The 13633-nt window shown below is 59.0% G+C and carries 11 protein-coding genes and 1 pseudogene; 8 read left to right on the top strand and 4 right to left on the bottom strand.

Translation table 11 applies throughout. The annotated features are described in order from the left end of the window. Positions 1-409 precede the first annotated feature (409 nt). Positions 410-796, bottom strand: a pseudogene (locus B2G88_RS06245) (ArsR/SmtB family transcription factor); the annotation flags it as partial. Positions 797-1057: 261 nt separating this feature from the next. Here B2G88_RS06245 and B2G88_RS06250 point away from each other — a divergent pair. From B2G88_RS06250 to B2G88_RS06270, 5 genes are all read left to right on the top strand, one after another. After that, a complete protein-coding gene (locus tag B2G88_RS06250; protein ID WP_087714308.1) occupies positions 1058-2548 on the top strand; it encodes an NAD(P)/FAD-dependent oxidoreductase in 1491 nt (496 codons plus the stop codon). Between the two features lie 736 nt (positions 2549-3284). Then, complete coding sequence (locus tag B2G88_RS06255; protein WP_054864161.1) at positions 3285-3878, top strand: Lrp/AsnC family transcriptional regulator; 594 nt, start codon at positions 3285-3287, stop codon at positions 3876-3878. Between the two features lie 110 nt (positions 3879-3988). Continuing rightward, positions 3989-6319, top strand: a complete 2331-nt coding sequence (locus B2G88_RS06260) for a heavy metal translocating P-type ATPase (protein WP_087714310.1) — start codon at positions 3989-3991, stop codon at positions 6317-6319. 111 nt (positions 6320-6430) lie between these two features. Then, on the top strand, positions 6431-6997 hold the full coding sequence (locus tag B2G88_RS06265; RefSeq protein WP_087714311.1) for a DoxX family membrane protein: 567 nt from the start codon (positions 6431-6433) through the stop codon (positions 6995-6997). Positions 6998-7107: 110 nt separating this feature from the next. Continuing rightward, positions 7108-8508: an ATP-binding protein gene (locus tag B2G88_RS06270; RefSeq protein WP_087714312.1), complete on the top strand. Its 1401-nt coding sequence runs from the start codon at positions 7108-7110 to the stop codon at positions 8506-8508. Between the two features lie 129 nt (positions 8509-8637). Here the strand turns inward: B2G88_RS06270 and B2G88_RS06275 are convergent, their stop codons facing one another. The 3 genes from B2G88_RS06275 to B2G88_RS06285 all read right to left on the bottom strand — a co-directional run bounded on the left by B2G88_RS06275 (position 8638) and on the right by B2G88_RS06285 (position 10567). Beyond that, complete coding sequence (locus B2G88_RS06275; RefSeq protein ID WP_054863918.1) at positions 8638-8835, bottom strand: XapX domain-containing protein; 198 nt, start codon at positions 8833-8835, stop codon at positions 8638-8640. 86 nt (positions 8836-8921) lie between these two features. Further along, positions 8922-9392, bottom strand: coding sequence for a hypothetical protein (locus B2G88_RS06280; RefSeq protein WP_054863917.1), 471 nt, complete (start codon positions 9390-9392; stop codon positions 8922-8924). A gap of 176 nt (positions 9393-9568) precedes the next feature. Continuing rightward, positions 9569-10567 (bottom strand): glycosyltransferase family 2 protein, encoded by a 999-nt coding sequence (locus tag B2G88_RS06285; RefSeq protein WP_054863916.1) that lies wholly within the window; start codon positions 10565-10567, stop codon positions 9569-9571. Between the two features lie 189 nt (positions 10568-10756). Here B2G88_RS06285 and B2G88_RS06290 point away from each other — a divergent pair, with 189 nt between their 5' ends. From B2G88_RS06290 to B2G88_RS19480, 3 genes are all read left to right on the top strand, one after another. Beyond that, positions 10757-12058, top strand: coding sequence for a polysaccharide deacetylase family protein (locus tag B2G88_RS06290; protein WP_054863915.1), 1302 nt, complete (start codon positions 10757-10759; stop codon positions 12056-12058). Continuing rightward, on the top strand, positions 12058-13125 hold the full coding sequence (locus B2G88_RS06295) for a glycosyltransferase family 2 protein (protein WP_054863914.1): 1068 nt from the start codon (positions 12058-12060) through the stop codon (positions 13123-13125). The genes B2G88_RS06290 and B2G88_RS06295 overlap by 1 nt, the downstream gene beginning before the upstream one ends. Before the next feature lie 337 nt (positions 13126-13462). Beyond that, positions 13463-13615: a hypothetical protein gene (locus B2G88_RS19480; RefSeq protein WP_176393188.1), complete on the top strand. Its 153-nt coding sequence runs from the start codon at positions 13463-13465 to the stop codon at positions 13613-13615. Positions 13616-13633: the final 18 nt, after the last annotated feature.

Here is a 13633-nt window from a genome sequence, read left to right on the forward strand (position 1 = left end):
TCAAGCCGAGCGATCCACCAGCTGGCACAGTAGCCACGTTCATCGGATCGGCACTACACTAAAAGTGTAATGTTGAGTGACCCGGGAACGGGTCCAGTGGACGCCTGGACTACACGTACACACGGTCTCATTTGCACGCCAGTAGACGGCTGGCCTGCATTGACCCTTCCCAGTCACACTTGCGCGGACTGGTGCATTGGTTCTTTGTTAGGATAAGATCCTTTCTCCCTCTTGCATTTAAGCCCACGGATTCAGTCCCGCTAAGTGATCGTCTAACAAGTGTGAGAGTGTCTGTCTCGCCTTCCCTTGCAAATCAGTTTTGATGAGATCCAGATACTCTCGAGTTGACAAAACCAACGCTGAAAACGGCGACGGCGACCAGAATCGCGAGTTCGAAGTGGTAGACGCGGCGAGATCCGTCACGGACAGTCAAAAGGGCACTCGCTCGAGTCGTTGCTCGATACTTCCGCCAGCGTCCGTCTTTGCGTTTCGTGACGAGGTTTGCCTCAGCGAGCGTCGAGAGCGCGTGGCTGAGGGCACTATTGCTCACATCGACGAGTAGCGTGATTTTACAGACGCACAGCGACTCACCGGCTTCAACGAGAAGTCGGACCAACTGGTAGCGCGTCTCGTTACCGAGCGCAGAGGGCGTCTGAACATCACTCGAAACGACAGCCGGATCGAGGACGGATTTCAGGTCATCGAGTTCATCCAGACGCTTCTGGCGGTCCTCGTTTCGGCACTCACCGAGTTCGTCCTCGAGATATCGTTGGAGGCGATCATCTGTGTCTGACATACGAAGACACTTGCGGAGACACTCAAATACGGATCTGTCGAGGGATGTATCCCGGATACCCTCGTTCAAAGGTCGTCTGTACACGACAGCGACAGAGTTGAGAAGAAAAGGTGCCACGCGCGGGTAACTCAGAGGAGACGGTCTCGAAATCAGCACAAATCAGAAACCGTAGTTGTACCAACAATTTGGCTGTCTCACCGTCCGAACCGCCGCAAAAGCAAAAGTTACGTGGCTCATTTCCGAACGCACAGAATAGACCTAATGGCGCACGACCAGTACGACGTAGTCGTTGTCGGCGGCGGAATTGCGGGTTGTTTTGCGGCAGCAACAGCAGCAGCCGAAGGAATGGCCGTCGCGCAACTCGAGCGCAAGCCTCGAGAGCAGGGTGGCTATATCGCCTGTGGCGATGCGATAAAACGCCCTCGAGAGCCGGCGAACTATCCGGGTCCAATCGATATGGACGCGATTGCGGACGACGAGGCAGTCCTGATCGATTCCAACATCGATCAGATCGAGTTCTGGGACGAAGACCTCGACGTCCGGAAGGTGTTGCCCTACGACGAGCAGGGCAGCAACGTTGTCGACCGCTACGAGTTTGGCCAGCGCCTCCTCGAGCAAGCGGCCGACAACGGGGTCGAACAACACTACGATACGGTGGTCAACGAAGTCACCCAAGATGGTCGTGTGACTGGCGTCAAGGCAGTCCGAGACGGTGAGCCGGTAACCTACAAGTGTGACGTCCTGATCGACACCGCAGGCGCACAGTCAATCCTGCAAGATATGGTCGACTTCGATGCACTCGACACGGCCGGCGACCCGACGTTCGAGGTCCCCCACTACACGCACTTCGGGTCGGCGTATCGCGAAATCATCGAGACCGAAAAACCGGTGAGCTACCACAACGCCATCGTCGGCAAACCGCTCGAGGAGTTGGGCTACATCTGGTACTTCCCACGGACGCCAACTCAGATCAACGTCGGCCTCGGGTTCCAGATGAACAAGGACCCGATTCCGTTCGCCGACCGCATTCGTCGCGATCTCGAGAATCGACCCGAATTTCAGGGGGCGACTGTCGCCGAAAAGTTCGGCACGAAGAACAAACTCGGCTCGGCGATTGCACTCCGGCGGCCGTTGGATTCGATGGTTGCACCCGGCTATCTGGCCGCAGGCGGTGCGGCGGGGACGACCCATCCGATCACGGGGAAGGGCATTCGTGGCGCAGCCTACTCGGGCTACTCCGCTGGTCGTGCCGCAGTCCAGGCCGTCGAAGACGGCGATGTCTCCGAGGCTGGCCTCTGGGAACACAACCGCTGGCTCTACCGAGAGCACGGTGAGGCCGCAAAACTCGCCTCGTGGGACGCCTACAACGTCGCCGCGAGTTCCATGGACGTGAACGTCCTCCGAGCCGTCGCCGCGTTACTTCCCGAAGCAGAGTTGCGCGAAATCGTCGGTACCTCGACGGAGATAGACAGTCTCAAAAGCAAACTACACGTCGGCAGCGGCGTACTCAAAAACTTCGTTTCGGAGTCTCGCAAGGGCACCTTCGAAACGCTTGGCGTGAGCAAGCGAGACCTCCTCGAGGCAATCCGTGGCGTCAGAACCACTCGAGACCACGTCGCGACCTACGAACGGCAGTACGAGGCCTATCCAGCGGATCGCGATGGGTTCGAACGCTGGGTGGCACAACGTAATCGCATCGATCAGGCGTTCTACGACGACCTCGGACTGGCACCATCCGAGCACAAGTATTGACGGGTGAAACGAATCCGACCAAAATGTACAGAACAAGGCGCTCTGTAGAGGGCGTATAATACAAACTGTTGCTGAACTCCGAAACGAGATTCGTCAATCGGTCGGAAGATACGAACGAATCGAATCGACTGCGTTCACCAAAGAGGCACTCGAGCGCACCTTCCGAAAAGCGGAACTGCAATCGATCACCACAGCGCTACAAGACGAGTAGGCGAGTTCTTGCGAGTGTGACACTGCAAGAGGCAGCCGAACGGTGGGGAAACAGCGAGGCAGCCTCCTCGTTCTCGCCATCCTCGAGACCGCAGTGAGAGATGGTCTTGACTAACTCAACGAGGTCTGGTACCGGGGCACCTGAAGCAATTATCTCGCTGGATCACCGAAGACGACTATGCAGTGGTGCGATCAAGATCGAGGTCGGCCAGAAGAACGACGCGAGTGATGGAACAGAATGGGGTACCAACAGCGCAGAATGACAAGCAAAGACTCACAGAAATGCAAGGAGGAAGCCCACGACTTCAGTCGTGGGTTACTGACAGATCTGGCTATGAACGATGTCGTTTTGCACTCGAACAGAGCACAAGTCGTTCCAGTGATAGGTGGCAGTCGGATCATGCTGGTCTGCAAGACCGGTTATCGCGGTTGTGGTTTCAATTGTTCGGCAAGAATCCAACTGTGCTTTTGAATGCAAAGCAAAATACGAGCAAGAGGTAATACTATCGGTGTCGTATTTAGATATATGAGACAGCCAGATGAAACTGACCTCGAGATACTTCGATTGCTAATCGAGGACGGTCGCCGACCATACAGCGAGATAGCCGAACACGTCGGTCTGACACCGCCAGCAGTGTCCGACCGCGTCGCTCGACTGCAAGAACTCGACATCATCCAGACCTTCACGCTCGACGTCGACCGGACGAAACTCCAGGACCGCGTTCCAGCACTGCTTCATCTGGAAGTCAAACCCGAGGCTGTTGAACGCGTCTTCGAGCACGTCTCTACTCTCAGCGAAACCGAGCACACCTTCCAGCAACTGGATGGGAGTATCGTCGCTCACGTGAACGCACCGAACCAAGACGTGCATTCGTGGTTTCGAGCGGTTCTCGAGGTTTCCGATCTGGTTTCGTACGATATCAAGCCGCTTGCACACTACGAGTGGAACACTGGAATCGATCCGGCCGATTTCAGTCTCTCGTGTGCTGTCTGTGACAACGCCGTCACGAGCGATGGAGAGACCGCTCAGGTTGGAGACGAGATTAAGGTGTTCTGTTGCAGTTCCTGTCAGGATCTGTACGAACAGCGCTACGAGTCGCTGCAGCAAGGCATAGACTGACTTCGGCCTACACTTTTGATTTGTAAGTCTCCCCCGCTCTGGATTCGAATAATTGTAACGAGAATTCGCTTCAAAGTGGCTCTCGTAGGGTATGATGAGGTGACGACACCATGCCACAGAACCAAACTGATCTAGAGCGTACCGACTTGTCCCTCTCGGGAATGTCGTGCACGACGTGTGCATCAGCGATAGCGGACAGTCTCGAGGATGTCGACGGCGTCGACGAAGCGTCGGTCAACTTTGCGACGGAACGTGCGGACGTCCAGCATGATCCGGACGTAAGCACCGACGACCTCGTCGCAGCCGTCGAAGACGCCGGCTACGGCGTGCGAGAAGAACTCCTCGATGGGGACCAGGAGATGGAAGACGACGACGAACTGCAAACGCTTCGCCAGTTGGGGATCCGTGCCTGGATCGTCACGTCGCCCATCGTTCTCCTGATGGTCTTCATGTGGACGCCGTTGGACACGCTGAGCGGGGGTCAGATCGACGTGTTGATGCTCGTCTTCGCGACTCCCGTTGTCTTCTACTACGGGCTTCGAACGCACGCGGCGGCGTACCGAGGGCTCAAAAACGGCGTGTTCAACATGCACGCGCTGATCTCGGTCGGGACACTCGTCGCGTGGGCAACCGGCGTAATGGTCTTCGTCATGCCGATGGAGAACTACGCCGGCGTCGGGGCGATGATCATGGCCTCGCACAACGTCGGTACCTACCTCGAGCACCGCGCAAAGGGCCGTGCGAGTTCGGCAATCGAGGGGCTGATGTCGATGCGAGCGGAGACGGGGCGGGTCCTTCAGAACGGCGAAGAGGTGGAGGTACCCCTCGATGAGGTCGATGTCGGTGACAGACTGGTCGTCCGGCCGGGCGAGAAGATTCCCGTCGACGGCGTCGTCATCGACGGCCGGAGCAGCGTCGACGAGTCGATGGTCACCGGCGAGTCAGACCCCGTGACCAAGGAAGAAGGCAACGAAGTAATCGGGTCGACGGTCAACAACGCCGGTCGACTCACACTCGAGGCGACGAAGGTCGGCGACGACACCTTCCTCTCGGAAGTTGTCGAACTCGTCGAGGAGGCCCAGGGAACCACGGTGCCGATTCAGGCGCTGACCGACCGCATCACGAACTACTTCGTCCCAACGGTGTTCGCTATCGCGGCACTGTCGTTCCTGCTGTGGTGGCTCACACCGGGTGCGATGGAGGCCGTCGCCAGCGTCGGTGCGCCGTCTCTCCCGTGGGTGGACCTCACGCTCGAGCCGCTGACGCTTGGGATCTTCGCCGCCGTCGCCGTCCTGGTGATCTCCTGTCCCTGCGCGCTCGGGTTGGCAACGCCGACAGCGCTCATGGCGGGAACTGGCAAAGCGGCGGAGAACGGGATTCTCTTCCGCGACGGCGAGGCCATCCAAACGATGAAAGACCTCGATATCGTCGTCCTCGACAAGACGGGAACGATCACTGAGGGGAACCACTCCGTCACGGACGTGGTTGTTCAACCCGGCCGTTCGAGCGCCACCGATGGCGGAATAACGACCGGTAATCCTGGCGACGACACCGCGAGCGCTTCCGGGCGGGAACTCGACGCGGACGAACTCATCAGACTCGCTGCCTCCGCCGAACGCGGGAGCGAGCACCCAATCGGGAATGCGATGGTCGAATACGCCGAGGAATCGGGGATCGAACTCTCGGACCCCGACGCGTTCGAGAGCGTCCCTGGCAAGGGAATCACGGCGACCGTCGACGGCCGAACGGTCTCCGTGGGCAATCCCAAATTCTTCGACGACGAACTCGAGGGCAACCTCCCAACGCACATCGCCAACCGACTGCGCGAACTCGAGCAAGAGGGCAAAACGACGGTGATCGTTGGTCTCGAGGACGAACCGGTCGGACTCGTCAGCACCGCCGACACGATCAAAGATGAGTCCGTCGAGGCTATCGCGGAACTCCACGACCGAGGGATCGAGACGTGGCTGCTCACGGGCGACAACGAGCGGACCGCCCGCGCAATCGCCGAACAAGTCGATATCGACCCCGAGCGGGTACTGGCCAGTGTCCTCCCGCAGGAGAAGATCGACAAGGTCAGCCAACTGCAAGACCAGGGGTACAACGTCGGGATGGTCGGCGACGGCATCAACGATGCGCCGGCGCTCAAGCAAGCCAACGTCGGGATCGCCATCGGAACGGGAACGGACATCGCGATTCAATCCAGCGACGTCAGCCTGGTCCGCGGACAGCTCGACGCGCTCGTCGACGCCTTCACGCTCTCCGAGAAAATCTTCTCGAAGATCAAGCAGAATCTCTTCTGGGCGTTCATCTACAATGCGGTTGCGATCCCAATCGCGTTCTTCGGACTGCTCCACCCGGTGATCGCAGTCGCCGCGATGATCACCTCGAGCGTCTCGGTGATCTCCAACTCCGCGCGATTGGGGTCGCTCGAGCTCTAAACGGCGGTTTTCTGTCTCCGATTCTCACACTCCGACCACAGACCCATCAAATAGAGGGTGTTCGATCATCCTCGTGGGGCCCCTCTGTACAAATACAAGAGCTGACCCACGATGTCCACAACAACGCAAAACAAACTCGAAAGCCGATATGCAGGAATTACACTCGAAGGACACCCTCACGCGCTGACTGCATGGTTCGTCGTCGCCCTCCGATTCGTGATGGGCGGCATGATTCTGTTCGCAGGCCTTGGCAAGCTCGCGGTCGTCAGCGGCGAAGCGTTCGACGCCAGCGGCTTCTTGATCCACGGCGTCGACCCAGCCAGCCCCGTTAGTGGCCTCTTCGCCGCAATGGCCGGTAATGCCGCCCTCCTCGAGGTCATCAACGTCGTCGTGCCGGCCACCCAGGTGCTGATCGGCGTTGCGCTAATCGCCGGCGCGTTCGTCCGTCTGGCTGCCCTCGGCGGCGCGATGCAGATGGCGATGTTCTACCTCGGCGGCTGGGAAGGACAGTGGCTCGCACTGTTCGACTCGACGCTGATCTACGCCATCCTGTTCCTGGCGCTGGGCGCGTTCGCCGCCGGTCGGATCGTCGGCCTCGACCGCTACATCGAACAGCTCACCGTCGGCGGACAACCGCTCCTCGAGCGGTTCCCTAAGCTCCGGTACATCCTGGGCTAAGAGGGGCATCTCGAGCCACGTTCAGAAGTGGCTTTCTGATATCTTCTCCGCCAAACGGTCCACTGGACCAAAACACCCAAGTCATTATCGCGATAATCATTATCCAACGTATGACCTTCTATGATCGGGAGGACGAACTCGCGTCGCTCGAGACGGCATATTCATCCTCCGGTCATGCTTTTTACGTGGTGTACGGACGCCGACGCGTCGGAAAGACTGCGCTTCTGAAAGCGTTCTGTGCTGATCGACCCCATCTGTATTATCTTGCTGCGCAGGAGGCAGAAGGTCGTCAACGTGAAAAGTTCGTAGAACAGGTCGCCGACGCGTTCGATGAGCGTATTCCCAGAATTGACGGCTGGGACGACGCATTCGAGTATCTCGGTGAGAAACTCGAGACAGAGAATCGAGTCGTTGTCATTGACGAATTCCCGTACTTAGTCGACGAAAACGACTCACTCCCGTCCTACGTCCAAGCATTCGTCGACGAGCAACTTCAGAACACTGCGTCAATGCTCGTCTTGTGTGGCTCGAGTGTGAGTACGATGGAATCTGAAGTACTCGGCCACGAAAGCCCGCTGTACGGTCGTCGAACTGGCCAGATCGATCTCCAGCCGTTTTCGTTTCAACAAGCGTACGACGTGATCGCCGGCGATATCGGGGATGCGATCCGGTCGTACTCCATCACCGGGGGGACACCGATGTACCTCACGCTCTTCGACTACGACGACTCACTAGCCGAGAATATCCAGACACACATCCTTTCGCCGACAGCAGTGCTGTACAACGAGCCGGAATTTCTACTTCGAACCGAGCTTCGGAATCCTGCCCGCTACCTGAGTATCCTCGAGGCGGTGGCACTCGGGCAGACAACACCAAACGAAATATCAGGAGCAACTGGCATCGATTCCGGGCCGCTTTCGAAGTATCTCCAGACGCTTCGTCGCCTTCGGCTCCTCGAGCGTGAGGTTCCGGTCACAGCAACCAGAAAAAAGTCCAAGCGCTCCCGGTACCGAGTTGCCGATGAATTTCTCCGATTCTGGTACCGCTACGTCGAGCCAAATCGCTCGAGTATCGAAGAAGCGCCGTCTATCGTTTTTGAGGGGACAATTGAGCCAGATTTACCAACACACGTTGCGACAACGTTCGAGGATATTTGCAACGAGGCTGTCTGGGAACTCATCAGACGAGGTGAACTGGAGCCGTACTCCGAGGTCGGTCGATGGTGGTACGGAGAAGACGAGATCGATATCGTCGGACTCGCACCCAACGACGACCGGGTACTCCTCGCCGAATGCAAATGGACCACTGATCCGGTTGGCTACGGGCTCGTTGATGACCTTCGAAAAAAGGCTACAAACGTTCGCTGGGGGCCGAAAGATCGATCCGAGCAGTTTGTCCTGTTTTCGAAAAGCGGCTTCGTCGATGGCCTCGCTTCGGAACTCGACGAGCGCTGGTTGCTGGTCGACTTGGACGACCTCGAGCAGGTGTTTTCAGGCCCTTTCAACGCTTGAAAGTCACTGTATTGACTTACTCTCGTGAATCTACTGTACACTACAAGTCGAGTATCAAACGGTATCCCTGGAAACAGCACTCATTGGGTTTGTCTCTCTTTCCAGTTACACGGTTTGAGCGAAGCGAAGTCAGAAAACGACCGAAAGCATCGCGAACAAATCGATCTTCACGCCTACCCATTCGATTCCCTTATATCCCAGAAAGATTCCGATGATTCCGAGGACACCGGGGAGACTTGGTGGGGCCGGGATGGGTATTTGTATCACACTGAACAGGGCCCCGACGAAGATCCCTGCCAGCAAGGCCAAAACGAGTGTTGAACCCATACGCATACCTGTTGTTCGCGTGCAATAGAGTATTCGATGTGCCTCGCTCGTGACGAGTCACTATTACTGCCTTCATCAAGTACAACCTACGGCTTCGTTGCTTCCTTCTCCCCGTGACTCCCATATTCAACGGCCGTAACGGTGTCGGGCAACCCGTCGTCGAAGCTAACGCGTACCTGATATGGGGTGGAGGACTCGGGTACCGCACAGCCTTCGCCTGGTACCTGGTCACGGATGTAGCCTACCCACACGGAGAGCGAGCCATCTTCCGGGTCGTACTCCGTTCGATCTGGGGAAATTACGAGTTCGTCACAATTTCCAGAGGGATAACTAACGTATCCTTCGACCACGACTGTCGAGTCACCATCGACTGTGATGCGCGGGGATTCATCTGAGGCTGGCACTGCATCCTGAGCGAGATCTCGAGTCGCTTCCCAGTTCGAGATCTCGGTAGGAACGCTGTCGCTCATGCCGATTTCGTCCTGGTCAGAGAGACAGCCTGCAACAGCGGCTACGACGAACGAGCACGTTGTTCCAAGGACGTCCCTGCGCTCCATATCGACGTATATTGAAGGATTGGTAAGTATTTTCTCTAGAGTGATCGAGCACCGTCTTCGTGAACCGCCTCGAGGTCAAGCCCCATGGCATTCGCCTCAACAGCCCACTGCATACCCATCCGGGACGGCAGTCGTTGACAGCGTGGACGCCGACCCTAATGAGTAGGCGACGGCCGCTACACAGTTGCTCGGAGGCGACTCGAGAGTGCCCCGACACCCACAACAGTCGCAACGACGAGAACGACGAACGGCAGTAGCATCGCTGCCGGTCGCCGCCGGATGCCAGCGCCAGCGCTCCAGCAGAGTCCGGGGACGTGGCGTGCAGACACCGATGCCGCTCGCAAGTGCCATGCGGCTTTGAGTGGGTGTCCCTCAGCGAGGAACCGCTTTGCAAGAATGAGGTGGTGAGTGGCCCGGATGTCGTAGCCCTCCGCCTCGAACCGGTCGACGGCAGCCGCATACGCCGAGAGGTACTGCTCGCTCGCCTGTTCGATGACGGCTGCCGGTGGGTGGCCGGTCGGTTCGCGCTGGACCAGTTCCGAGTCGACGTAGGCGAGGTTGCCGTGCTCGAGGACGCGCAGACAGAACTCCGGGTCCTGGAACCGCTCGAGCGCTTCGTCGAACCCGCCGACTTCCCGTGCGACGGCCGTCTCGACGAGCAGCGTCGACCCGGCACCGGGCTGGACGTTGTCCGCGAGGATTTCGCCGATGAGTTCCTCGCCGCCCTCTCTGGTCGGTTCGGTATCCGCGTTCGAAAGGGCGGACGCAGCGACACGCTGGACGCGCCCGCTCGCACCAGAGAGTTCGAAGCCCGCATCGCAGTAGACGCCGATCCACTCGTCCGAGCGGTCCTCGAGGGCGGCGAGTTGACGCTCGAGTTTCTCGGGCTGCCACTCGTCGTCCGAATCGAGAAAAGCGAGATACTCGCCGCGGGCGTGTTCGATGCCCGTGTTTCGGGCGACGTTTGCTCCCTGATTGGTTGCGTGGACGACCGGCCGAACCCGCGAGTCGATATCCTGGTAGGTCGCAAGCACCGAGGCAGTGTCGTCGGTCGAGCCGTCGTCGACGACCAGAATCTCGAGGTCGTCGATGGTCTGTGCAAGTGCGCTTTCAATCGCCCGTGGAAGCGTTGGCGCTCTGTTGTACGTCGGAATCACGACGCTAACGCGAGTCATTTCCCGGAGGTTGCTGCTCGAGGGGGATTATTATCGCGTGGATAAACCACGTTTCGAGCCGGTATCGGAGCCGCCTCGACAGGTCTTGCTTTCACTGGTGCACTCGAGAGCCACGCATGGGAGTCGTCGGTCGCGAGAGCGCCGCTAATGGCTCTATAAGAAAGAGGAACTGAGTCGTCGCCTCGAGTAATGACGCATCGAAGCCGACGAACAGTCGTGACGTCAATTGCAACGGCCGGAACGCTCGGCCTTGCGGGCTGTCTCTCGAGCGTTCCCGAGTGGGGCGACACAGACGATGACGAGGAGTCACCGCCTGACGGTCCGACACCGGAGTCGGAAACAGACGACACCGACGAGGAGCCGACCGGCACCGACGCAACGGTCGGCCTGCCCGGCGAGGCGATAGACTCGTTCGAGGATCTCGACGGCTGGGTGTCGATGATCGACGCGGGTACACTCGAGGCCGCGACGGACGAGCCGTACGCTGGAACGCAATCGGCCCAACTCACAGCTGGTGACGACACCGAATACGCAACGATCTATCGGACGTTCTCGGCGGGGATCGATCTCTCCGAGTCGAATCTCTCGCTAGCGGTATCGTTCAGCGGGCGCGAGCAACTCCATCTCACGCTCGAGTTGTTCGCCCCGAATTCACGAGCCGTCCACACCATGGAACGGACGCTCGTCGGCCCGACCGACCGCTGGGTGCGCGTCGACTTCGGGACCACGCAGGTCGAGGGCGAGCCCGATCTCAGTGACGTCCGTGAACTCCGCCTGAGTGCTCGCCGTCGTGGCGACACTACGGGAGCCATCGAGTGTCGCCTCGACGACCTTCGAGCAGCCGACCGACCGGAGACGGGCGCTGTCATGCTGCTGTTCGACGGCACCCTCGAGAGCCACCACGAGGTCGCGCTCTCACACATGGCGGCCTACGAGTTCGCGGGCGTCGAGGCGGTCATCCCTGAGGCCGTCGGGACCGAGGGACGACTCACGATCACCCAGCTCGATGCGCTCGTCGACGCTGGCTGGGACGTGGCCGCCCGGCCCCGAACCGGCGCGCAGTCGCTTCCCGACTTTACCCCCGAACAGCAGGAAGGCGCACTCGAGCGGACGAACGCCTACCTCGAGAATCGTGGGTTCTCGGACGGAACGAACCACTTTGTCACGCCCCGAAACGTGCTCGGGCCAACCACGATTGATCTCGTCAGAGACACCCACGAGCAGGCGTTTCGCTACGGCGGCGCGCCGAACGCATTGCCGCTGACGGATCCACACAACGTGGGCGTGTTTGCTGCCGATGCCGGCGAGACGACGCGAACGTATCTCGAGCACGCTGCGGACTACGGCCAACTCGCCGTCTTGCATTTCGAGGAAGTCGGCGAGGACGGCATGAGCGAGGACGCCTTCGTCGACTTACTCGAGTACATCGACGGCCTCGATCTCGAGGTCATCACGGCGTCGGAACTGCAGTCGACTCGAGGTGAACGCTGATGTATCGCGGTCTCTCCGTGGGCGTCGTAATTCCCGCGTACAACGAGGAGGGGTTCGTCGGCGACGTGATCTGCGAGATGCCCGCCTTCGTCGACCGCCTCTACGTGATCGACGACCGCTCGAGCGACGGCACCTGGGAGGAGATTCTCGAGGCCGCTCGCGAGGACACACACAGCGATGCGAGCGGCGATTCCAGCACGAGTCGCGAGGATACCGACCGACTCGTCGCTGATGGCGGGACCTCCGCGCTCGCAAGACGAGCATCGGTCGGCGAGCCAATTGGGCGCGTTGTTCCGATTCAACACCGCGAGAATCTCGGCGCTGGCGGGGCGATCAAAACCGGGTATCTGGCAGCGCTCGAGGAGGATATCGACGCAACGGTTACCGTCGATGCAGACGGGCAGATGGATCTCTCCCATATGCCTCGACTGCTCGATCCGCTCGCTGAGGGAGAAGCCGACTACGCGAAAGGGAATCGACTGCTCTCGGCGGAGTATCGGGCAGCCATGCCTCGCTTTCGGTTCGTCGGCAACACGATCTTGACGTTCCTGACGAAGACCGCCTCGGGCTACTGGAAAACGATGGACCCCCAGAACGGGTACACCGCCATCTCGGGCGACGCACTCGAGGCGATCAACGTCGAGGAACTCTACGAGTACTACGGCTACTGTAACGACCTGCTCGTGACGTTGAACGTCCACGAGATGCGCGTCGCAGACGTGGCGATGCCGGCCGTCTACGGCGACGAAGAATCGAGCATCCAGTACTCGGAGTACATCCCGAAAGTATCGACCATGCTGCTTCGGAACTTCCTCTGGCGACTCAAAACGAAACACCTCGTGCTCGATTTCCATCCGCTCGCCCTGTTCTACCTCATCGGCGCGGGACTGGGCGCGGCCGGAGCCGTCGCGACAGGACTGACGATGATTACGGCGCTTTTGAGCGTTGGTATCGGCGTTTCGGGCTCGAGCATCCTGCTGCTGTTCGTCGCCAGCGCCGCCTTCCTCCTGTTCGCGATGGTGTTCGATATGGGCGAACACGAACACCTCGAGATGCAAGTGCGATAGTCGTGTCCTGTGGCTGATTCCGAAACCGGAAACACGCACTGATCGCCGATCCGTCTGGCGATCAGGTGCGCACTGACGTTCAGTGGCTACAATAGTATTGATTGTCACTAACCCTCGAGGAAACACGCCTACCGCGCTATTGAACCCGGAAACAGGACGTGACCTCCACTCGCGATCAAGGATCGAAATCCTTGGTCAGTATTAATTGGCCCTGGTTGATCGCCTGATTAGTTAGATTTTCGGTGGTAAATGTAACTATGGAGGGGTCGAGCATGGCAGTAGTTACGAACGGAACGCCAGATTTTACCGACCGATTCGCCGGGTTGACTCGTCTCAGATGACCAGCCGCCGTGTTACAAACCAGACCCGCTGCCACGATGCACTCGAGCACAACGACGTCCTCGAGGAGACTACGGGGAACGAGCGCAATCGCGAGTTTCGTGCGAGCGAGATTTTCGAGATTCTCGAGCGGCCGCCACAAACGTACTGAGAGCGTAAGGTGCACGCG

It is taken from the genome of Natronolimnobius baerhuensis (genome assembly GCF_002177135.1).
Lineage (GTDB): Archaea > Halobacteriota > Halobacteria > Halobacteriales > Natrialbaceae > Natronolimnobius > Natronolimnobius baerhuensis.

What these genes read in the sequence shown, in the direction of transcription:
- B2G88_RS06250 (WP_087714308.1), top strand. Translation starts at nt 1,058, where the DNA reads ATGGCGCACGACCAGTACGACGTAGTCGTTGTCGGCGGCGGAATTGCG.
- B2G88_RS06255 (WP_054864161.1), top strand. Translation starts at nt 3,285, where the DNA reads ATGAGACAGCCAGATGAAACTGACCTCGAGATACTTCGATTGCTAATC.
- B2G88_RS06260 (WP_087714310.1), top strand. Translation starts at nt 3,989, where the DNA reads ATGCCACAGAACCAAACTGATCTAGAGCGTACCGACTTGTCCCTCTCG.
- B2G88_RS06265 (WP_087714311.1), top strand. Translation starts at nt 6,431, where the DNA reads ATGTCCACAACAACGCAAAACAAACTCGAAAGCCGATATGCAGGAATT.
- B2G88_RS06270 (WP_087714312.1), top strand. Translation starts at nt 7,108, where the DNA reads ATGACCTTCTATGATCGGGAGGACGAACTCGCGTCGCTCGAGACGGCA.
- B2G88_RS06275 (WP_054863918.1), bottom strand. Translation starts at nt 8,835, where the DNA reads ATGGGTTCAACACTCGTTTTGGCCTTGCTGGCAGGGATCTTCGTCGGG.
- B2G88_RS06280 (WP_054863917.1), bottom strand. Translation starts at nt 9,392, where the DNA reads ATGGAGCGCAGGGACGTCCTTGGAACAACGTGCTCGTTCGTCGTAGCC.
- B2G88_RS06285 (WP_054863916.1), bottom strand. Translation starts at nt 10,567, where the DNA reads ATGACTCGCGTTAGCGTCGTGATTCCGACGTACAACAGAGCGCCAACG.
- B2G88_RS06290 (WP_054863915.1), top strand. Translation starts at nt 10,757, where the DNA reads ATGACGCATCGAAGCCGACGAACAGTCGTGACGTCAATTGCAACGGCC.
- B2G88_RS06295 (WP_054863914.1), top strand. Translation starts at nt 12,058, where the DNA reads ATGTATCGCGGTCTCTCCGTGGGCGTCGTAATTCCCGCGTACAACGAG.
- B2G88_RS19480 (WP_176393188.1), top strand. Translation starts at nt 13,463, where the DNA reads ATGACCAGCCGCCGTGTTACAAACCAGACCCGCTGCCACGATGCACTC.